19 protein-coding genes and 2 tRNA genes are annotated in these 18,962 nt (G+C 68.6%); 8 read left to right on the top strand and 13 right to left on the bottom strand.

What is annotated here, in order from left to right; genetic code table 11:
- Positions 1-1,133: 1,133 nt before the first annotated feature.
- From AB0G11_RS14105 to galU, 7 genes are all read right to left on the bottom strand, one after another.
- Positions 1,134-1,207 (bottom strand) — tRNA-Ala (locus AB0G11_RS14105).
- 65 nt (positions 1,208-1,272) lie between these two features.
- Positions 1,273-1,860: a hypothetical protein gene (locus AB0G11_RS14100; RefSeq protein ID WP_219500185.1), complete on the bottom strand. Its 588-nt coding sequence runs from the start codon at positions 1,858-1,860 to the stop codon at positions 1,273-1,275.
- A 124-nt stretch (positions 1,861-1,984) separates the two neighbouring features.
- Positions 1,985-2,629, bottom strand: coding sequence for a GNAT family protein (locus tag AB0G11_RS14095; RefSeq protein ID WP_219500184.1), 645 nt, complete (start codon positions 2,627-2,629; stop codon positions 1,985-1,987).
- 40 nt (positions 2,630-2,669) lie between these two features.
- Positions 2,670-3,149 carry a MogA/MoaB family molybdenum cofactor biosynthesis protein gene (locus AB0G11_RS14090; protein ID WP_357586117.1) on the bottom strand — a complete coding sequence of 160 codons (480 nt, stop codon included), beginning with the start codon at positions 3,147-3,149 and terminating at the stop codon, positions 2,670-2,672.
- Positions 3,146-3,616 carry a cyclic pyranopterin monophosphate synthase MoaC gene (gene moaC, locus AB0G11_RS14085; protein ID WP_219500182.1) on the bottom strand — a complete coding sequence of 157 codons (471 nt, stop codon included), beginning with the start codon at positions 3,614-3,616 and terminating at the stop codon, positions 3,146-3,148. The genes AB0G11_RS14090 and moaC overlap by 4 nt, the downstream gene beginning before the upstream one ends.
- Complete coding sequence (gene glp / locus AB0G11_RS14080; RefSeq protein ID WP_357586115.1) at positions 3,613-4,797, bottom strand: gephyrin-like molybdotransferase Glp; 1,185 nt, start codon at positions 4,795-4,797, stop codon at positions 3,613-3,615. Before glp ends, moaC begins: the two co-directional genes overlap by 4 nt.
- Positions 4,784-5,686 carry a UTP--glucose-1-phosphate uridylyltransferase GalU gene (gene galU, locus AB0G11_RS14075; RefSeq protein WP_219500178.1) on the bottom strand — a complete coding sequence of 301 codons (903 nt, stop codon included), beginning with the start codon at positions 5,684-5,686 and terminating at the stop codon, positions 4,784-4,786. Before galU ends, glp begins: the two co-directional genes overlap by 14 nt.
- 24 nt (positions 5,687-5,710) lie before the next feature.
- Here galU and AB0G11_RS14070 point away from each other — a divergent pair, with 24 nt between their 5' ends.
- The 3 genes from AB0G11_RS14070 to AB0G11_RS14060 all read left to right on the top strand — a co-directional run bounded on the left by AB0G11_RS14070 (position 5,711) and on the right by AB0G11_RS14060 (position 8,173).
- Positions 5,711-6,280 (top strand): 5-formyltetrahydrofolate cyclo-ligase, encoded by a 570-nt coding sequence (locus tag AB0G11_RS14070; protein WP_219500169.1) that lies wholly within the window; start codon positions 5,711-5,713, stop codon positions 6,278-6,280.
- A gap of 24 nt (positions 6,281-6,304) precedes the next feature.
- Positions 6,305-7,810: a potassium/proton antiporter gene (locus AB0G11_RS14065; RefSeq protein ID WP_357586113.1), complete on the top strand. Its 1,506-nt coding sequence runs from the start codon at positions 6,305-6,307 to the stop codon at positions 7,808-7,810.
- A 69-nt stretch (positions 7,811-7,879) separates the two neighbouring features.
- Entirely contained in the window at positions 7,880-8,173 is a 294-nt protein-coding gene (locus AB0G11_RS14060; protein WP_357586111.1) for an FmdB family zinc ribbon protein, read from the top strand.
- A 4-nt stretch (positions 8,174-8,177) separates the two neighbouring features.
- Here AB0G11_RS14060 and AB0G11_RS14055 read toward each other — a convergent pair whose 3' ends face one another.
- Positions 8,178-10,145, bottom strand: coding sequence for an MFS transporter (locus AB0G11_RS14055; RefSeq protein ID WP_219500163.1), 1,968 nt, complete (start codon positions 10,143-10,145; stop codon positions 8,178-8,180).
- 110 nt (positions 10,146-10,255) lie between these two features.
- Here AB0G11_RS14055 and AB0G11_RS14050 point away from each other — a divergent pair, with 110 nt between their 5' ends.
- The 3 genes from AB0G11_RS14050 to mscL are packed head-to-tail and all read left to right on the top strand — an operon-like array spanning position 10,256 to position 12,047.
- Positions 10,256-11,062: an S-methyl-5'-thioadenosine phosphorylase gene (locus AB0G11_RS14050; RefSeq protein ID WP_357586109.1), complete on the top strand. Its 807-nt coding sequence runs from the start codon at positions 10,256-10,258 to the stop codon at positions 11,060-11,062.
- On the top strand, positions 11,059-11,622 hold the full coding sequence (locus AB0G11_RS14045) for an SAF domain-containing protein (RefSeq protein WP_357586107.1): 564 nt from the start codon (positions 11,059-11,061) through the stop codon (positions 11,620-11,622). The genes AB0G11_RS14050 and AB0G11_RS14045 overlap by 4 nt, the downstream gene beginning before the upstream one ends.
- A 23-nt stretch (positions 11,623-11,645) precedes the next feature.
- A complete protein-coding gene (gene mscL, locus AB0G11_RS14040) occupies positions 11,646-12,047 on the top strand; it encodes a large conductance mechanosensitive channel protein MscL (protein ID WP_219500158.1) in 402 nt (133 codons plus the stop codon).
- On the opposite strand, the gene AB0G11_RS14035 is transcribed toward mscL, so the two are convergent.
- Together AB0G11_RS14035 and AB0G11_RS14030 are read right to left on the bottom strand one after the other, a co-directional pair.
- Positions 12,044-13,159, bottom strand: a complete 1,116-nt coding sequence (locus AB0G11_RS14035) for a D-alanyl-D-alanine carboxypeptidase family protein (protein ID WP_357586105.1) — start codon at positions 13,157-13,159, stop codon at positions 12,044-12,046. The two genes, mscL and AB0G11_RS14035, sit on opposite strands and share 4 nt — an antisense overlap.
- A 449-nt stretch (positions 13,160-13,608) precedes the next feature.
- Positions 13,609-14,064 carry a hypothetical protein gene (locus AB0G11_RS14030; RefSeq protein WP_357586103.1) on the bottom strand — a complete coding sequence of 152 codons (456 nt, stop codon included), beginning with the start codon at positions 14,062-14,064 and terminating at the stop codon, positions 13,609-13,611.
- Between the two features lie 207 nt (positions 14,065-14,271).
- On the opposite strand from AB0G11_RS14030, the gene AB0G11_RS14025 reads away from it, so the two are divergent.
- Positions 14,272-14,344 (top strand) — tRNA-Arg (locus AB0G11_RS14025).
- Between the two features lie 324 nt (positions 14,345-14,668).
- Here the strand turns inward: AB0G11_RS14025 and AB0G11_RS14020 are convergent.
- A complete protein-coding gene (locus AB0G11_RS14020; RefSeq protein WP_357586101.1) occupies positions 14,669-15,937 on the bottom strand; it encodes a DUF6236 family protein in 1,269 nt (422 codons plus the stop codon).
- A gap of 451 nt (positions 15,938-16,388) precedes the next feature.
- Between AB0G11_RS14020 and AB0G11_RS14015 the strand changes: the two genes are divergently transcribed.
- Entirely contained in the window at positions 16,389-16,742 is a 354-nt protein-coding gene (locus AB0G11_RS14015) for a hypothetical protein (protein WP_357586099.1), read from the top strand.
- Positions 16,743-16,748: 6 nt separating this feature from the next.
- Here the strand turns inward: AB0G11_RS14015 and AB0G11_RS14010 are convergent, their stop codons facing one another.
- Both AB0G11_RS14010 and AB0G11_RS14005 read right to left on the bottom strand, forming a co-directional pair.
- Positions 16,749-17,042, bottom strand: a complete 294-nt coding sequence (locus tag AB0G11_RS14010; protein WP_357586097.1) for a hypothetical protein — start codon at positions 17,040-17,042, stop codon at positions 16,749-16,751.
- 2 nt (positions 17,043-17,044) lie between these two features.
- Complete coding sequence (locus tag AB0G11_RS14005; protein ID WP_357586095.1) at positions 17,045-18,808, bottom strand: hypothetical protein; 1,764 nt, start codon at positions 18,806-18,808, stop codon at positions 17,045-17,047.
- Positions 18,809-18,962: the final 154 nt, after the last annotated feature.

Genomic DNA, 18,962 nt, shown 5'->3' with positions numbered 1-18,962 from the left:
TCGCGAACTCTGGAATTCTGGCGGTCAGAACCACATAAGCCCGAAACCCACATTGAGTGGATCATGAACGAGTACCACGCTGGCAGAAACGGGCCGCGGGACAGCAGAGCCGCTGCTCAGCGCTGGGTCAGCGCCTCGTAGGCAGCGGAGGGGCCGATTTTGAAGGCCCGGGGCTCGGGTCTGTCACCAGACGCAAAGTAGAGCGCCCGCGCTGGTCAGATGGCCCGGACGGCGGTCACCTGCATCTTCCTGGTGGGGTGTTCACGAAAGGCACGGACCCAGGGGTGGAGTAAGGGCTGGGAAGACCGCTTCCCGGCTCACCCCGTGAACGCTTTTCATCCTCGCGCTCTGCCTGGTCATCGACACTCCGTACAAGCGCATCGGTGCGAACGCGATCGCCACTCTGCAGGTTTCCTCCCGCTCGACCTGCCCACCGGCATCCTCGCCGTCGACCGCGCCTATAGCGACCAGGCGGGCCGATCATTTCGCCCGGCCCGCCCGCGCCTTGGGTTACCAACTCGTCCTGGACTACAAACAGGATCAGCCGGCGTCCAAGGCAGCGTCCACGAACGCCCTGCTCATCGACGGCAACCTGGCCTGCCCCCCCCTCATGCCCGAACGGCTGGCCCAGGCCACCACCGGTCTGGACGATCAGATCATCCGCAGGCCACCCGAGCAGCTCACCCAACTGATCGCCGCCCGCGAGCCCTACTGGCTCAAGCTCAAGCAAGGCGCCGGCACCCAGAGACGGATCCGGCTGCAATACCCGGCCGCCGGCACCTCCCCCTCGGTGACCTGCCCCCGCCTCAACCGCCTCCACCGCAGCCCGGCCGCGCCACCCACCGCGGTGGACCTGACCAACAGCCGCCAGCGCGCCGCCCACGGCACTGCCAAGCCGACCGTCCTCCTGCCCGCCGACGAACCCCTTCCGCCCCCAGAGGCAAGGGCGACCCAGCACACATCTGTGCTCAGGCCACCATCACCTTGCACCCCGATGGCCTCGGCGCGCCGCACTCATGGTCGCCGTCACCAGCCGATTGATCATCTTCGCATTCAACCGGACAGTCACTCAGTTACTCGCCTAGTAACGCAAAGGCCGCTCCCGATCACTCGGAAGCGGCCTTCGACCTGGGTGGAGATGAGGGGATTCGAACCCCTGACCCCTTCGATGCGAACGAAGTGCGCTACCGGACTGCGCTACATCCCCAAGGACTCGACCAGATTAGCAAACTCCAGAGGGTCCTCGCGCCACCCTTTCGGTCGCGCACCCCGTCAGTCGCCCACCGCGCGCCGGGGCGGTTCGGCGTACTGGTCGAAGAGGACGTCCGCCTGCCGGGCCTCGAACTCGATGATCTCCGCCTCCGCCTGCTGGGCGGCGAGCTCGGCGGCGCGGCGTTCGCGGATGCGGCGGGCGCGTTCGCGGGCTCGGGCGGCGCGCTGGCGGCGTTCGCGGTCGACCTGTACGGCCATCCGCAGGAACGCCAGGTAGCCGATCATGATCACGCCCGAGGGGGCCACGGCCCACCACGGGATGAGCTGGAAGGCGGCCGTCGCGATGGAGGCCGCCACCAGCAGCAGCGTGAAGAACAGCAACCGTCTGCGCCGCGCTACGATGATCGCGCGGCGGCGGGCGCGGAACTGGCGGGGGTCGACGTAGTCGGCCGGCGGCGCGTCGTCCTCCAGGCCCGTGCCCGAGTCCTGGGGCGAGCGGGTCAGGTCGGGGAGCTGGTGTTCGCCGGTGTAGTGTTCCTCGAGTTCGGCCAGTTCGGCGAGGTTCGTCTTGTCCCGGCGCAGCCACATGGGGACCAGGACGCACAGCCACATGATGACGATGGCAAGGTAGAGGAGGGCACCGCTCACGGCCACCTCCGGGCAACATGAAGACGCCTGTGGGTCATCGGCGTCTTCAAAGTGCTCACGTCACGCACCGTAAGACCGCGTGTCACTGATTGACGAGCATTCGGTGCGGTGTGTCGCGAGATCGTCAAACCTCTTCAACCGGAGAACCACCGTGAGCCGCTGACTCACGCGCGCGACGCCACTGCACCAGCAGGCCGCCGGGGACGTCCTCGACGGTCAGCGCGTAGCAGATGTGGTCGCGCCAGGCTCCGTCGATGTGGAGTTGGCGACGCCGTATGCCTTCTTCCCTGAAGCCGAGCTTCTCAACCACCCTACGGCTTGCCTGGTTCTCGGGGCGGATGTTTGCTTCGAGCCGATGCAATCCGGTGGTGAAGAAGCAGTGGTCGACGGCCAGGGCGAGGGCGGTCGGGGTGATGCCGCGGCCGGCGAGCGCGCCGTCGATCCAGTAGCCGACCTGGGCGGAGCGGGCCGAGCCCCACACGATGGCGCCGATGGTGAGCTGGCCGGCGAACCGGCCGCCGTACGTGACGACCCACGGCAGGGCGAGCCCCTGGCGGGCTTCGCGGCGCAGGGTGCCGACCATGGAGACGTACGGGCTGAGCCCGGTCTTGAACAGCGGGGTCTCCGGGTTGCTGGGTTCCCAGGGGCGGAGCCAGTCGGCGTTGCGCACCCGGGTGTCGCGCCATACGCGCACGTCCGCCAGCCGGAGCGGCCGGAGGCCGACCGGACCTTCGCTCAGCGCCGCAGGCCAGCCGCGTAGTCGATCCACCACACCATCATCCCCCCAACCGGCGCGATGCCGCCACGGGTCAGGAACCGGGGTGGTCGCCGCCGCGGATCTGGTCGACGGCGTGGCGCAGGATGGGCGCGAGGACGGCCACCCCGTCGCGTACGCCGCCGGTCGAGCCGGGCAGGTTGACGATCAGCGTGTTGCCGGCCTGCCCGGCGAGGCCGCGGGACAGGACGGCGGTGGGAACCTGGTCGCGGTTGGCCTGGCGGATGGTCTCGGCGATGCCGGGGATCTCGCGGGTGATCACCCGGGCGGTCATCTCGGGCGTCAGGTCGGTCGGGGTGAGGCCGGTGCCGCCGGTGGTCACGATCACGTCGTAGCCGGAGGCGACGCCTTCGCGCAGGGCGGTCTCGACGGCGTCGCCGTCGGGCACCACGGTGGGGCCGTCGACGGTGCACCCGGCGTCCTGGAGCAGGGAAACCAGGACAGGTCCTGATTTATCGGCGTAAACGCCGGTGAAGGCGCGGTTCGAGACCGTCACCACCAGTGTCCGGATCATCCCCGCCTCCAGATCCCGGTCTTGCCCCCGGTCTTCTCCTCCACCCGCACGTCACTGATCACGGCGGCCGGATCGACGGCCTTCACCATGTCCACCAGCGCCAGCCCCGCCACGGTGACGGCGGTCAGCGCCTCCATCTCGACGCCGGTGCGGTCGGCCGTCTTCACCCGGCAGGTGATCGCCACGCCCCAGTCCTCCACGTCGAGGCTGACCTTCACCCCGTGCAGCGCGATCGGATGGCAGAGTGGCACCAGGTCGGGCGTCCGCTTCGCGCCCATGATCCCGGCGATCCGGGCCACGCCCAGCGCGTCGCCCTTGGGCACCTCGCCGGACCGCAGCAGCTCCACGACCTCGCCCGACAGCAGCACCCGCCCGGTCGCCGTGGCGGTGCGGACGCTGACGTCCTTGGCGGAGACGTCCACCATCCGCGCCGCGCCGGTCTCGTCCAGATGCGTGAACTCGCTCAAAGCCGGATCACCCGCACTTCCTCTCCGGCGGTCAGCGCCGTGACCTCCTCGGGCACCACGATCAGCGCGTCCGCCGAGGCCAGCGCCGCGAGCTGGTGGGAGCCCTGCCCGCGCACCGGCTCGACGACGTCGCCGGCCAGCCGCCCGCGCAGGAACGACCTCTTGCCCTCCGGCGAGCGCACATCGGCGCCGAGCCGGACGGCCGTCGTCTCCGGGAACCCGGCCTCCAGCCCACGCATCCGCCGCAGCGCGGGCCGTACGAAGAGCATGAAGGAGACGAACGACGAGACCGGGTTGCCGGGCAGCGCGAACACCGGCACCTGGTCGTCGCCCACCACGCCGAAGCCCTGCGGCATGCCGGGCTGCATGGCGACCTTCTCGAACCGTACGGTGCCCAGCGGCCCCAGGGCCTCCTTGACCGGCTCGTACGCGCCCATCGACACCCCGCCGCTGGTGATCACGGCGTCGGCGCGGACGAGCTGGGCGTCGAGCTGCTCCAGGAACGCGGCCGGGTCGTCGCCCACGGTCGGCGCGCGGAAGCCGTCGCCGCCCGCCTCGCGCACGGCGGCGGTGAGCGTGAAGCTGTTGGAGTCCCAGATCTGCCCGTGGCCGAGCGCCAGCCCCGGCTCGACCAGCTCGGCCCCGGTGGCCAGCACGACGACGCGGGGCCGGGGGCGTACGAGAACCCGGCGGCGGCCGACGCCCGCGATGATGCCGAGCTGGGCGGGACCGATCACGGTGCCCGGCCGGAGCACCGTGTCGCCGGCCCGCACGTCCTCGCCCGCCAGCCGGATCGCGTTGCCGACGGAGGCGGCGCGGTCGACGCGGACGGAGACCTTGCCGCCGTCGGTCCACTCCACGGGCACCACCGCGTCGGCCCCGGCGGGCATGGGCCCGCCGGTCATGATCCGCGCGGCGTGCCCGGGGCCGATGGCGAGCATCTCACCGGCCCCGGCGGCCACGTCGTCGATCACCGGGAGCGTGACGGGCACGTCCTGGACGTCGACGGCGCGTACGGCATAGCCGTCCATGGCGGAGTTGTTGAACGGCGGCAGCGGCACCGGCGAGACGATCTCCTCCGCCAGTGTCGTGCCGAGCGCGCTCTCCAGCTCCACCTCGAGCGGCGCGAGCGGCCGCACGGTGGACAGGATGTCAGCGAGGTGCTGATCAACCGACTTCATCGAGGAACTCTCGCAACCACGGCAGGAACTCGGGAGCCAGGTCGGGCCGGTCCGCGGCGAACTTCACCACGGTGCGCAGATAGTCGAGCTTGTCACCGGTGTCGTAGCGGCGGCCCCGGAACAGCACGCCGTGGACCGGCCCGCCCTCGCTGGAGTCGCGCCCGGCCAGCGTGCGCAGCGCGTCGGTGAGCTGGATCTCGTTGCCGCGCCCGGGCGGCGTGTTCTCCAGCACCTCGAACACGGCCGGGTCGATGACATAACGCCCAATGATCGCCCAATTGGACGGCGCCTCGTCGACCGGCGGCTTCTCCACCAGGTCGGTCACGCGGACGACGTCGTCCTCGTCGGTCGCCTCGATCGTCGCCACGCCGTAGAGGGACACCTGCTCCTTGGGCACCTCCATCAGCGCGATGACGCTGCCGCCGAACGTGTCGCGCACCTGGATCATGCGCTGCAACAGCGGGTCACGCCGGTCGATCAGGTCGTCACCGAGCAGGCACGCGAACGGATGGTCGCCGACGTGCTGCTTGGCGCAGAGCACCGCGTGCCCGAGCCCCTTCGGCTCGCCCTGCCGCACGTAGTGCAGGGTCGCCAGCGAGGCCGGCTCACGGACCTGGGACAACCGGTGCTCGTCGCCCTTGGCTTCGAGCACCTCCTCCAGCTCGAACGCGCGGTCGAAATGATCCTCGATCGACCGTTTGTTCTTGCCCGTGACCATCAGCACGTCGAGGAGCCCGGCGGAGGCCGCCTCCTCGACGACATACTGGATGGCGGGCTTGTCGACGATGGGCAGCATCTCCTTGGGTGTCGCCTTGGTCGCCGGAAGGAACCGGGTGCCCAGACCCGCGGCGGGCACCACGGCTTTCGTCACAGGGTCGAAGTCAGCCATGAGTAGACCCTAGTGGAGGACCCTGTGGACAAGCTCAACCTGCGCCGTGAGCTGATTTCGGCGCGTGCCTCCCTCACTCCCGGCCAATTGCGCGCCAACTCCATCAAGATCCGCGAAACCCTCCTTGACCAGCCGTGGGTCCAGATGGCCGGGCTCGTCGCCTGCTACTGGTCGATCGGCACCGAGCCGGAGACGCACGGGCTGGTGTTCGCGCTGTGGAAGCACGGCGCGACCGTGATGCTGCCGGTCCTGCGCGAGGACGACGACCTCGACTGGGCGGTGTACGACGGGCCCGACACGCTGGCGCCGGGCCGGTTCGGGCTGATGGAGCCGGTCGACACGCGGCGCGGCACCGGCGCGATCCGCACGGCCGCGCTGGTGATCGTCCCGGCGCTGGCCGTCGACCGGCACACCGGGGTACGTCTCGGGCGCGGCGGGGGATCGTACGACCGGGCCCTGAGCAGGGTCGGGCCGAACGTGCCCACGGTCGCCCTGCTCCACGACGGCGAGCTGCGCGAGGACGTGCCCGCCGAGCCGCACGATCGCCGGGTCCGCTTTGCGATCACCCCCGAGGGACTGACTAGTCTAAAGTGACTACGCACGCACAGAGGGGACTGGATGACGCTTGATGTCTGGCTCCTTCTCGGCGCTGCCATCGTCATCGCCGCAGTCGTGTCCGTACGGGTCGCCCACCGCAGCGGCCTGCCCAGCCTGCTCCTCTTCCTCGGGTTCGGCCTGCTGCTGGGCGACGCGGGGTTCGGCATCCCGTTCAGCGACCCGGAGGTCGCCCAGCGCATCGGCTTGATCGCGCTCGCGGTGATCCTGGCTGAGGGCGGCCTGACCACCAACTGGAACCACGTACGCCGCGCGGTCCCGATGGCGCTCATCCTGGCCACGATCGGCGTCGCGGTCAGCATCGTCGTCGTCGCGGCGGCCGTGCAGGCGCTGCTCGGCGTCGGCCTGACCACCGCGCTGATCCTCGGCGCGGTGCTCGCCCCCACCGACGCCGCGGCCGTGTTCTCCGTGCTGCGCAGGCTGCCGCTGCCCTCGAAGCTGTCCGGCACCCTGGAGGCCGAGTCCGGCTTCAACGACGCCCCCACCGTGATCGCCGTCGTGCTGCTGAGCAGCGCCGCCCAGCCGACCCCCAGCATGGGCTCGTTCCTGCTGGAGACGACGCTGGAGCTGCTCATCGGCGGCGGCGTCGGCCTCGCCGTCGGCCCCGCCGGCGCCTACGCGCTGCGCCGCATCGCCCTGCCGGTGTCCGGCCTCTACCCGATCGCCGTCCTGGCGCTCTCCCTCGCCTCCTACGGCGGCGCCGTCATGCTGCACGGCTCGGGATTCCTCGCGGTGTACGTGACCGCGCTCATCCTCGGCAACTCGCGGCTCCCCCACCGGGCGGCGACCAGGGGCTTCGCGGAGGCGGCGGCCTGGCTGGCGCAGATCGGGCTGTTCGTCATGCTCGGCATGCTGGCCAGCCCCAAGGAGATGCCGTCGGCCATCGTGCCCGGCCTGATCGCCGGCACCGTGCTCGCGCTGGTGGCCAGGCCGCTGTCGGTGATGGTCAGCGCGGCCGTCGCCCGCGTGGGCCGGCTGGCCACGGTCACCTGGCGCGAGCAGGCGTTCCTGTCGTGGGCCGGGCTGCGCGGCGCGATCCCCATCGTGCTCGCGACGATCCCGTGGGCGGCCGACGTCCCCGGCTCCAAGGACATCTTCAACCAGGTGTTCGTGATCGTCATCGTGTTCACGCTGCTCCAGGGGCCGACGCTGCCGTTCGCGGCCCGGCTGCTCAAGGTCGCCGCGCCCGGCGAGGCGCACGACCTGGAGGTGGAGTCGGCGCCGCTGGAGGAGCTCAACGCCGACCTGCTCCAGATCAAGGTCCCGCCTGGCTCCAAGCTGCACGGCGTGGAGATCTTCGAGCTGCGGCTCCCGGCCGGCGCCCAGGTGACGCTCATCGTCCGCGAGGGCAGGTCGTTCGTGCCTGCCGCCAACACCCGCGTCCGCGTCGACGACCAGATCCTGCTCGTCACCACCGCCGCCTGCCGCGACCAGGCCGAGACCCGCATGCGCGCCGTCAGCCGCCGCGGCAAGCTGGCCGGATGGTACGGGGAGCGGGGAGTGGAATAGTCGTTTGACCGTATCGGTTACCATTAGCAGTCGCATCGCTCGAGTGCCAAACCCCTGAAGGAGGAGCGCGTGCCGACCTACCAGTACGCCTGCAACGACTGCGGTGAGCAGCTCGAAGTCGTTCAGAAGTTCACCGACGATGCGCTGACCGTGTGCCCGGCGTGCCAGGGCAACCTGCGCAAGGTGTTCTCCGCCGTGGGCATCGTGTTCAAGGGCTCCGGCTTCTACAAGACCGACAACCGCTCGTCGTCGACGTCCGCTCCGGCCACGGCTTCCTCGAAGCCCGCGGAGTCCAAGTCGGCCGAGTCGTCGTCGTCGAAGCCCGCCGAGTCGAAGCCCGCTCCGGCCGCCGCGTCCAACTGACGAGCTAGCGGGGCCTGTCGCCCGCGGCGCCCAGCAGCTCCGGGGCGATCCGGTCGAGGAGCTCCTCCAGTTGCGGGTGCGGCCCCCAGTCGGCCACCAGCCGGCCCAGGGCCTCGCGCGAGCTGCGCAGCAGCCGCAGCGCCGCCGCCTGCCCGCGCTCGGTGAGCCGCAGCCACTCCTCGTCCGCCGACCGCTCCACGTAGCCGTCGGCGACGAGCCGGTCCACGTACGGTCTGCCGCGCGCCCTGCTGACCTGGGCGCGCTCGGCCAGGTCGACGGCCTTGACCCAGCCCTCGCCGCCCAGCCTGGCGATGATCCACACGCCTTCGGGCCGCATGCCCTCCAGCCCGGCCAGGTCGCCCATCCGCGCGTAGTAGCCCTTGCGCAGGTCGGCGTCCGCCAGCCGGACGAGGCCCCGCTCGACCTCGGCCAGCGACGACCGCTCTGCCGACGTGGCGCCGAGCCCCTCGCCGATGTCGGAGGCCCGGGTGGTCTGCCTGAGCCGGTGCTCCGGGATGAACCAGGTCAGCACGAACGCCACCAGCATGATCGGCGCCGCCACCCGGAACACCGCGGCGATCGCGTCGGCGTAGACGTGCAGGAAGTCGGCGGCGAGGTCGGACGGCAGCCGCTGGATCGCGGTCGGGTCGCGCTGGATCTGCGCCGGGTCGAAGCCGGGCGGCAGCGTGGTCGTGCGCAGCACCTGGGCCACGTCGGTGCTCAGCGTGGCCGCGAAGACCGAGCCCAGCGTCGCCACCCCGAACGAGCCGCCGATCGAACGGAAGAAGGTCGCCCCGGAGGTGGCCACGCCGAGATCCTTGAAGTCGACGGCGTTCTGCACGACGATCACCAGGACCTGCATGGTCATGCCCAGCCCGATGCCGAGGATCAGCAGGTAGGCGGCCATGACGGCGGTGCCGCTGTGCTCGGTGAGCGTGGACAGCAGGAACATGCCGACGCTGGCGATCGCGGTGCCGGCGATCGGGAAATATCGGTATTTGCCAGTCTTCGAGATGACGAATCCGCTCACGATGGAGAGCGTCAGCGTCCCCGCCATCATCGGCAGCAGGAACACCCCCGACAGCGTCGGCGTCACCCCGTGCACGATCTGCAGGTAGAGCGGCAGGTACGTGAGCGCGCCGAACATCCCGAACCCGACCACGAACCCGACCACCGACGACATCGCGAACGCCCTGTTGCGGAACAGCCCGAGCGGCAGCACCGGCTCCCTGGCCCGCCGCTCCGCCCGAATCCAGCCGGCCACCAGCACGACCGCCGCGACCGCCAGGCCGATGATCACCGGCTCGGTCCACGCGTAGGTGTTGCCGCCCCACGTCGTGATCAGCACCAGGCACGTGGTCGCCCCGCCGAGCAGCGCCACGCCCGCGTAGTCGATCGTGTGGCGGGTGCGGCTCGCGTCGCCGGGCAGCGCCGCCACGATCACCAGCAGCGCGACCGCGCCGAGCGGCAGGTTGACATAGAACACCCAGTGCCACGACAGATGGTCGACGAACAGCCCGCCGAGCAGCGGCCCCACGATGCTCGACACCGCGAACACCGCCCCGAAGAACCCCTGGTACTTCCCCCGGTCGCGGGCCGACACCACGTCACCGACGATCGCCTGGGCCAGCACCATCAGCCCGCCGCCGCCGAGCCCCTGGATCGCCCGGAACGCGATGAGCTGCCCCATGCTCTGGCTCAGCCCGCACAGCGCCGACCCCGCCAGGAAGATCACGATCGCGGCCAGGAACAGCCTCTTGCGCCCGTACTGGTCGCCCAGCTTGCCCCACAGCGGCGTCGACACGGTGGCGGCCAGCATGTAGCCCGTCACCACCCACGACAGGTGCTCCAGCCCGCCGAGGTCGCTCACGATCGTCGGCAGCGCCGTGGACACGATCGTCTGATCGAGCGCTGCCAGCAGCATGCCGAGCATGAGCGCGACGATGATGAGCCCCAGGCCACGTTGCCGCATGCCTGCGATCATACTCATCGTGAGGATTCGAACACGTTCCGCTGCAGGTTATCCACAGAACGGGATTCGGGGTCTCGGCGGCCACCCGGCGCGCCGCTAATGTCTGCGCCATGGTCACTCGCGCAGACATCGGCGTCATCGGCGGTTCCGGCTTCTACTCCCTGCTCGACGACGCGGAGGAGGTCGAGGTCACGACCCCCTACGGCCCGCCCAGCGACACCGTCACCGTGGGCCGCATCGGCTCGCGCCAGGTCGCGTTCGTCCCCCGGCACGGCCGCGACCACCGCTTCCCTCCCCACCGCATCCCCTACCGGGCCAACCTGTGGGCGCTGCGCTCGCTCGGCGTGCGCCAGGTGCTCGCCCCCAGCGCCGTCGGCTCGCTCCGGGCCGAGCTGGGCCCCGGCGCGATCGTCGTGCCCGACCAGCTGGTCGACCGCACCTCCGGCCGCGTCCAGACCTATTACGACACCGGCGGCGCCGTGCACGTCTCCTTCGCCGACCCCTACTGCCCCGCCGGCCGCGCGGTCGCCGTCGCCGCGGCGCGGGCCGGCGAGTGGGAGACGCTCGACGGCGGCACCCTGGTCGTCATCGAGGGGCCGCGCTTCTCCACCCGGGCCGAGTCGCAGTGGTTCCAGCGCAACGGCTGGGCCATCGTCGGCATGACCGGCTTCCCCGAGGCCGTCCTGGCTCGCGAGCTGGCCCTGTGTTACACGTCCCTGTCCCTGGTGACCGACCACGACGCCGGTGTGGAGGCGGGCCAGGGCGTCACGCACGACGAGGTCCTGGAGTTCTTCGCGCGCAACGTCACCCGCATGCGCTCGCTGGTCGCCGACGCCGTCCGGTCCCTGCCCGAGGAGCGCTCCTGCCCCTGCGGCGCGGCCCTCGACGGCATCAAGCTCCCCTTCGAGCTGCCGTGATCCGCCTGTGGCTGCGGCGCTGCGAGCGCCGCCGCCGCCTCGTCGCGGCCGCCCTGGCCGCGGCGGGCGTCCTGGCCGCCTTCGTCGCCCTGCGGCCCGCTCCGGGCCCCACGGTGCTGGTCGCCGCCCGCGACCTCGCCCCCGGCGTGCTGCGCCCCGGCGACCTGCGCGCGGTCCCGCTCCCCCACCCGCCCGACGGCGCCCTGCGCTCGGGCGCGGTGGGCCGGGTCCTGGCCGGCGCGATGCGCCGCGGCGAGCCGCTGACGGACGTCCGCCTGCTCCACTCCCTCCGCCTGCCTCCCGGCGCCGTCGCCACGCCCGTACGCATCTCCGACCCCGACGTCGTGCGCCTGATCTCCCCCGGCTCCACGATCGGCGTGCTGGCCGCCCGCGACGGCGCCCCCGCCGCGCTCGTCGCCGACGACGTGACGGTCCTCACCATCCCCGACGCCCCCAGCGACCACGGCGCCCTGGTGGTCCTGGCCACCACGCGGTCCCAGGCCGCCGACCTGGCCGGCGCCCAGGCGGGAGGGCACCTGTCGATCACTATCACGGAGTGATCGATCCATTACTCTCTGTTGGCATGAGTGGATTCAAGAAGTTCCTGATGCGCGGGAACGTCATCGACCTCGCCATCGCCGTGGTCATCGGCGCGGCCTTCAACGCCGTCGTCCAGTCGTTCGTGGCCGACCTGCTGACGCCGCTGATCTCGGCGTTCGGCGGCCTGCCCGACTTCTCGTCCCTGAAGATCACCATCGGCCAGTCCAACTTCATGTACGGCAACTTCATCAACGCCCTGGTGTCGTTCCTGGTGATGGCCACCGTGATCTACTTCCTGATCGTCAAGCCCTACACCCACTTCAAGGACCGCGCCGAGGCCCGCGAGGAGATCACCCACCGGGCCTGCCCCGAATGCCTCTCGGAGATCCCCAAGGCCGCCACCCGCTGCGCCCACTGCACCGCCGAGCTCACCCCGGCGCCCTAGGGCAGGGTGTCCATCTTCGGGTCGTACTCCCAGTGCCACGGCTCGAACGGGCTGCTGTAGGCCCAGTCCGGGTGGAACCACCCGTACCTCTTGCCGTTCTTCTCCAGCCAGTTGAACTCCGGGGACCGGAACCGCTCCACGCCCCCGCAGAGGTCTACAGCCAGCCCGAGCCCGTGATTGCTGCGCCCCGGCACCGCCGCGAACCCCGGCCGCCGGTAATAGACCGACTGCTGCTCGGCCAGGCTCCGATAGGCGTCGGTCACGCACATCTGCTTGCCGAACTGCCGCTTGAACGCCTCGTTCAGGCTGACGAACGCGATCGTCGCGTCGGCCCGCAGGCTGAACCCCTTCTGCTGGAGCGGGCACAGCATGCTCTTGGGGATCAGCCCGTTCGGATACTCCCCCGCCGTCGCCGCCCGCAGCGGATTGCACCCCAGCGCCGCCCGGCCCACCTTGTCGATCTTGATGCCCATCTTCACCAGGGCCGCGGTGAGCGACTTGACCACCTTGTCCGACCGCTTCCTGAGCAGATCCACCTCGGCGGCCATCTGCGCCTCGGCCAGCAGGTTCCCCGCGCGCAGCTCCTGCGCCTCGGCGGCCAGCCTCTCCGTCTGCTGGATCAGCGCGGTGCTCCGGTCGACCGCCTGCTGCCGCACCATGACGATGTGGTTGATGCTGGCCATGGTCCGCAGGGTGTCGGCATCGGCGTCCCCCGCCAGGAACGGCACGACCGTGTCACTGGCCAGCGGCTGGATGTAGAGCAGCTCCGCCATCTGCGACACCGGCTGCCGGATCTGGGCCAGGTGCCGCTCGGCCTTCGCGAGGGCCTGGAGCTTGCCCTCCAGCTCCTTCTCGGCCGCCTCGAACTCGGTACGCCGCTTGATCAGCGCCTTGTTGGCTTCCTCGAGCTCCTGCGCCGCCCGTTCGGCTTCCTTGCGCAGCTCGGTGAGGTTGGCGGGGTCGGACCGGGTCCCCAGGGCCTGGGCCCCTAGGGCCTGGCTCCCTAGGGGCTGGCGGGTGTCCTGGGCCTGCCGGGCTTCGGCAGGAGCACCCAGCAGGGAAGTCATCGCCACGACGACCGCGATCAGACCTGCTGATCGAGGGGCTGGCACGTTCGACTCCTCCGTTTGCAAACTCGTTACCCGCGTCCGGCACGCACGTTACTACAGCCCCCCGAGTGCCCGGACCGAACTCCGAAGAGCCGTTATGAGGCAAACGACGCTTTTGTACTGCTCCTGGCTTGGGAGGTGGGGGTTGGGGTGTGGCTTCGGGGGTGCGGTGGCGGCTTGCGGGGGCTTGTGGGTGCTTGTGAGTGCTTGTGGGAGCGCCATCGACGATCCGATACGTCGTACGGCGGCCCTCTGCCCGACCCGAGGCTCCGCTGCCATGCCGACCCGTTCGCCGCTCCAAGACGATGGAGCACGGACACCGGCCTTGCACCGGCTTCAGGAGCACGGCCTCAGTCGTGACACCCCCATGTCACCTGAAGCGCCACCACGTCACCCTGTGCGCGCCCGTACGCCCGTACGCCCGTACGCGTACGCCCTGATCCCGGATCCCGTCACAACCCCGACGCCAAATCGCCCGTGAGGCTCACCGCCGGCTGCCGCTCATGCTCCCTGCAGAGCTCCCACAGCCACGTGTCCACCCACTCCCCCGGGCAATCGGACTGCGAATCGGACGGCGCTGCCGGCGCCCGATCCGAAGGCTCCGGGGCCGCCTCCTGGACTGGCGGCGCCGAACTATCCCTCGTAATCCCCACCGCCTGCACCGCCGGCTCCCCGGGAACGACCAACACCTCCACCCCAGCCTCCGTCTCCGCCTCTGTGACAGGCGCAGGCATCGCCGCCACGTACTGCCGCGCCGGATGCGCAGGCGGAGGCACCAGCACCGGAGCGAACACCTTGAACTCCCGCTCCCGGCCCCTCTTGCCCTCGTGCTGGTACTGAGACATCTCCCCCGCCAGCAACCCGCCTGCGAAGATCGCAGGCGCGAGCAGCGCCGCGAACAACACCACGGGCCGCCTACGCGCCTGCCTACGTCGCCTACTGTCCACGCGCCGACCGTAACCGCGGGCGACACCACGGCCGGTAACCGGTTGCCATGTGTTTACCGCCCGCCTGCGCACCCATGGCACGGCACGCCCTGGGCGCAGGGCCTCGGTGAAGTTGGTGGGGGCTGAGGGCCCACGCAGTGGCAGACTTTCGCTAGGCTTACTTCGTCCGCCTCCGTAGCTCAGGGGATAGAGCACCGCTCTCCTAAAGCGGGTGCCGCAGGTTCGAATCCTGCCGGGGGCACTCATCTCGACCAGGCTTTTCGTACGCTGACCTGCGGTTTCTTGACCGCAGGTCTTTGCTTTCCAGACCCTTGGTAGGTCGCCAAAGGCACCCGAATGCAGCCGTAGGACCACGACCTGGGGACACACGGGGGATGATCTTGACGGCATCTCCCACGCGACTCAAGGGGCAATTGACTACCCTGCGGCGATCCACTCTCGGGAGGACGCCGTTCACCTTGTCCCTCCTGTGAGAGCTCTTGGCAGGACATTCGTTGATCGTCGCGGCGTTCGCCCCGCGACTGACAACAACCAAAGAAGCCCTCTATCAGCGCCGAACGGTCCGCTAGTGCCCGGCCGCCCTTCGGGAGCCGCCGGCGACTCGGCTCAGCAATGACTCCGGGGCCAGCTTGCCAAGATGGAGTAGGTAGCTCTCAGGTGAAGGAGCGAGCTTCTGAGCTCGATCATGCCTTGCGGCGCGTACGATGCCGATCAGGCCAAACGCTGCTGCTCCAACGCTGGCGAGAACGGGCTCTCCGGCGGCAATACCTCCGCTCAGGGCGGCCACAGACGCAGGGAGCTCGAACTTGACGTTCAATGCTCCATAAACAGAGTCCACGCCAACACCTCGCATGGCCTTGCGCAGCTCTTCAAGGGGACGCTTGAACTTTCGTTCTACTTCCTGACGCAGATAGGCGTCAAGGATCCGGGGTTCTTCAACTTCGGCAAGAGTGTCGGCCAACTCAGCCACCGTCGTGGTCACCGACTCTCCGAAGGCATCGAAGTCGGCTCCGTAACGCTTCCGGAGAGCGACGATCTTCTTGGTCGGGACGTTGTCTAGGTTGGATGGAACGGCGATTTCGAGGGCCAGGAAGGCGAGCCTGTTGCTCAGCTCGTGGGCGCGCCGATCTACCGATTCGTTGAGTGGGAGCAGCAGGGCGTCTGCGATCCGGTCGGCCGTCCATTCATGGTCCACAGATTGTGTGACAACCTGGTCGGTTGTGGGCTGGAGAAGGTTCTGCCGAGCGATCTCCCGCGTGAGAGCACATTTGTAGACCCATGCGAGCTGCGGATGGACCGCGAGCCACCTCCTGGGACTGCCTTCCTCTCTGCCCGCTTCGAAGGCAAGTCCTGCTTGTATAAAGCTGTATCGAAGTTCAGGCTCGACTTCGTCGAGGAGAATTCCGGTGAGGGGGAGCTGCCGAAACGGATCAAATGGTTCAGGTGTGTTATTTTCATTGTTGCCCGGCTGTTCAAGCGTCTCTATAAGAGCTGGAGGATACAGGCGCTCATTCGCCAGGAGAACGGGAAGGATCGACTCTGCGCTGTGGGACAATCGGCGCTCAGGGAGCGCCCGATACAGCCCGCGCAGGCGGTCAGCGTACTCCGCAAGCACCTGCTGGAACAGGGAGGACACAGCGGCGGCTGCGGGATCGGGGCCCACGTCAACGAGGAAATCGAGCCCATCTGCAAGAGTCCGCGCCACCTCCGAGTCACGCAGTTGGTATCCGGGCGGCACAACGCGCGCCATTTGAGGCCAGTACAGCGCTGCCGCCTTGAGCCACCGGTCATCGCGAAAATGAATGTAGGGATAGTAAAGGCCGATGCGTCGCACGCTTCATCTTCCTTCAGAGAGAGGCTTTTGATGTCATCACGGCACGATCCTACTTTCCAGTCATTCTCTGGCGCTGCTTTGCAGTCCCGTCCGTCAGCATCTCGTAGATCACACAGTGGCCGATGGCTAGCTTGGCGATCATAGCGCGCGCCTAGCCTCCCGAGCAGTAGTTTCAGCGCTCTGTAAGCACTAGAACGCTGAGGACGACTGCGCGCACCGCCGCAGCGATCGAGACCAACAGCGCCTATCGCGACTTGCTATAGCTGGGACGAATGGATGTACGAGCGAGGAGTGATCGGATAGGGTCCGGGTCGTGCGCCTTACTGCGAGTTCGAGAGCAGTGGCCGTGGTACTTATCAGTTTCGCGGCCCTGACGGCGTGCTCCGGAGACCCAGAGCGGCCGACATTGGCGGAAGCGGTACGGCACCTCGTGAGCGATGGGGACGCGGTGGTGTCCGGCATCGAAGCAGGCCTGACGGGGCTGACGAAGGAGCGGGCCGACCGAGACCGGGACTCGACATGCCTCAACGACGAGGAGCAGCGCTTCTACATCGCCAAAGGGAACTTCGCGAATCCGGCGGCAGAGAGTGCGACCAACCTTGTCGGGTTGCTGAAAGGCCAGCTCATCAGCAAGGGCTATTCCACTCAGGTCGTGGATAATCTCGACCTTTGGGAAGACGATGTGAGTGTCGCCGTGGTGGTCAATCCCGAGGCGAGGTTGACCTTCGTCCTGCTCGCCCGCATGGAATCAACACCCAACGTCATGATCATCGGGAAGACTGAGTGCTATCACATCAATGCCTGAACGCGGTCACATGGGGTCAGGTACACTCGCAGCATCGTCCCGGAGCTGCTTGGCGCGGCGGCGAAGGTTCTCGGCGGTGGCCAGGCACGAATTCTCCAGCTCGGCCAGCTCGCGTCTGAGGCGGGCGGTCTGCGTGAGGTACCGTTCAGCAGCCGGCCCCTTCCAGAAGGATTCGCTGTCGCCTGGTTTCGCGGGGATACCGTCGAAGGTCTCGGCCAGGGTCTTGGCGTACCTGGTGAAGGTAGAGGCGAGCGTCTCCTTCTCAGCCGCCTCGCGGAGGAGTTGGTGTTTGACGGGCAAGGTCAGCCACCCCGTCTTTCCAGCGCGTCAAGAAGAGCGTCGTGAATCCGGCCTTCCATGGCATCTCGCATCATGGCCGTCTCGGATGCGGTCAACGCCTTCTGCCCGTTCTCTCTGAGCGAGCGGCTCAGCCATTCGACCTGTTCGTTCACGAGGGTGCTGGCGATCGACCGGGCTGTATCTGGCGTCTTCTTGTCGAGGTAGTCCGTGATCAGGTCCTTCATCACGTCTTTGACGTCGTCAAGCCCCTTGTCCTTAACCGTGGACGCAAGGGCGCCGTTGACTGGCAGGTACTTGTTGCTGATGAAGTCGACTGGCATGAGGAGGAAGCCAGCCAGGTGGTCGGCATACTCATCGTCGCTCCACTCGGCGTATGTCGAGCCGGCCAGCAGCAGGTTCGTCAGCGCGCCTGTCCGCTCGGCCAGTTTGACGTGCGCTTCTCGTCCGTAGTGGCTCGGGTCGAAGGGATGGAAGCGCCCCATGTCCAGCTGCTTCATGTAGTCCGTACCGGCCTTCATCAACGTGTCGGCCGCCCTGGAGTCCTGCATCAGCGCGCCGAGGAACCGGGCGCTCACTGTGGGGTCGAGCTTGTCCCATGGCGCCCTGGGCTCCAGGAACGGCACGTCTGGTGAGTTGCGCACGGCCTGGCCCCGGGCGAGCTTGTCGAGGATGGGCGTGATGTCCTGAGCCAGAACGCGGCTGATGGGCGAGTCGGCGAAGGTGCCGATGCCGCCACCCACCCACAACGTGTGCTCGGCTCCGATGCTGTTGATGACCGTGATCCAGGCCCGTTCCCGCATGTCGTCAGCCCCGGCGCCGGGCTTCAACGCCCCATGCAGCGCCCTGGCCAACGTCTCCTCGTACGCAGGAACGCCTAACGACCTGATGGTGTAGGCATCCAGCATGACCCCGGCTTCGTTCGGATGCTCGACCAGCAGACGCCGGAACGCCTCCGGGTTTGCCTCGTACGCCTTGGCCAGGTTGTGCAGGTTCCAGTTCGGATCGGTGGGGAACGCGTCGGAGTTCGGTGAGCGGGTCAGCAGGTTGGTCGCCACCCGGTTGAGGAACGTACCGGACTGCGGGGCCAGCGCGACGAGGCTGGACAGGATGTCCGATGGGGCCGTCTCGATCATCTTCTGCCACTCGTTCCCGAGTCGCCCGGAGCTCTCAGCGGTGGCGAAGGCTCTTGCCAGCAGGCCGGGGGAAGATTCACCAGCGCGCTTGAGCGTGTCCGGGGTCAGTCCTCTACGCGTTCCCGCGGCTTCTGTGTTCATCCAGTCGCGCATCAACTTCTGGAAGGTCGTGGGACCGAGCGCGGTCAGCAGGGCCCCCGAGTAGCTCGGGTCGTCGATCCTGCCCTTGAGCGCCGCCAATGCCTTCTCCACCCCGGCCCAGCTCGGCCCCGACAGGAACTGGTCGTGGTAGTTGAGCGCGGCAGTGATGGCACCCGCGTCCCGCTTGGCCGCCTCTGTGGCCTCGGTGGCGCTGCTGAAGGGGAAGGTGCCGGTCAGCATGCCCTTCTGCTGGGTCGGCACGATGCGCTTGATGATGTCGATGCGCCACTTGAGATCCTGCTGCGACTCGTGGAAGAACCACCAGGTGCGGTGCATCGGGGCAACGCCTTCGCGGCCGGCCCACTCGGCGCCCGCCTCCGCTATCGCCGCTTCGAGCCCCGGACGCGCATTGGCGAGGACGTCCTTCCCCGCTTCCATCTGGCGGATCAGTTTCTCTGCGCCGAGGGGATCGATCCCGACGAACTCCCCCATGGCCCCTCCCCGAGGGCGTGGCTACACGTCAGGAGTCAAACACAACGGACGCACCACGTGAACCCGTAATACCCCACCATATGGAAATGGAATGGCCGATGTACGTTTAGTCACAATAAGTCTATATATGACACAAGACAGACTCGGTGTCCTA

This window comes from Nonomuraea sp. NPDC023979, assembly GCF_040639085.1.
Lineage (GTDB): Bacteria > Actinomycetota > Actinomycetes > Streptosporangiales > Streptosporangiaceae > Nonomuraea > Nonomuraea ceibae.
This window is presented reverse-complemented; position numbering and strand designations above follow the sequence as displayed.

Excerpts from the sequence above, each read along its gene's own strand:
- mscL (WP_219500158.1), top strand. The coding sequence starts at position 11,646 with ATGAGTGGATTCAAGAAGTTCCTGATGCGCGGGAACGTCATCGACCTC.
- AB0G11_RS14055 (WP_219500163.1), bottom strand. The coding sequence starts at position 10,145 with ATGCGGCAACGTGGCCTGGGGCTCATCATCGTCGCGCTCATGCTCGGC.
- AB0G11_RS14050 (WP_357586109.1), top strand. The coding sequence starts at position 10,256 with ATGGTCACTCGCGCAGACATCGGCGTCATCGGCGGTTCCGGCTTCTAC.
- AB0G11_RS14090 (WP_357586117.1), bottom strand. The coding sequence starts at position 3,149 with ATGATCCGGACACTGGTGGTGACGGTCTCGAACCGCGCCTTCACCGGC.
- galU (WP_219500178.1), bottom strand. The coding sequence starts at position 5,686 with ATGGCTGACTTCGACCCTGTGACGAAAGCCGTGGTGCCCGCCGCGGGT.
- AB0G11_RS14065 (WP_357586113.1), top strand. The coding sequence starts at position 6,305 with ATGACGCTTGATGTCTGGCTCCTTCTCGGCGCTGCCATCGTCATCGCC.
- AB0G11_RS14005 (WP_357586095.1), bottom strand. The coding sequence starts at position 18,808 with ATGGGGGAGTTCGTCGGGATCGATCCCCTCGGCGCAGAGAAACTGATC.
- glp (WP_357586115.1), bottom strand. The coding sequence starts at position 4,797 with ATGAAGTCGGTTGATCAGCACCTCGCTGACATCCTGTCCACCGTGCGG.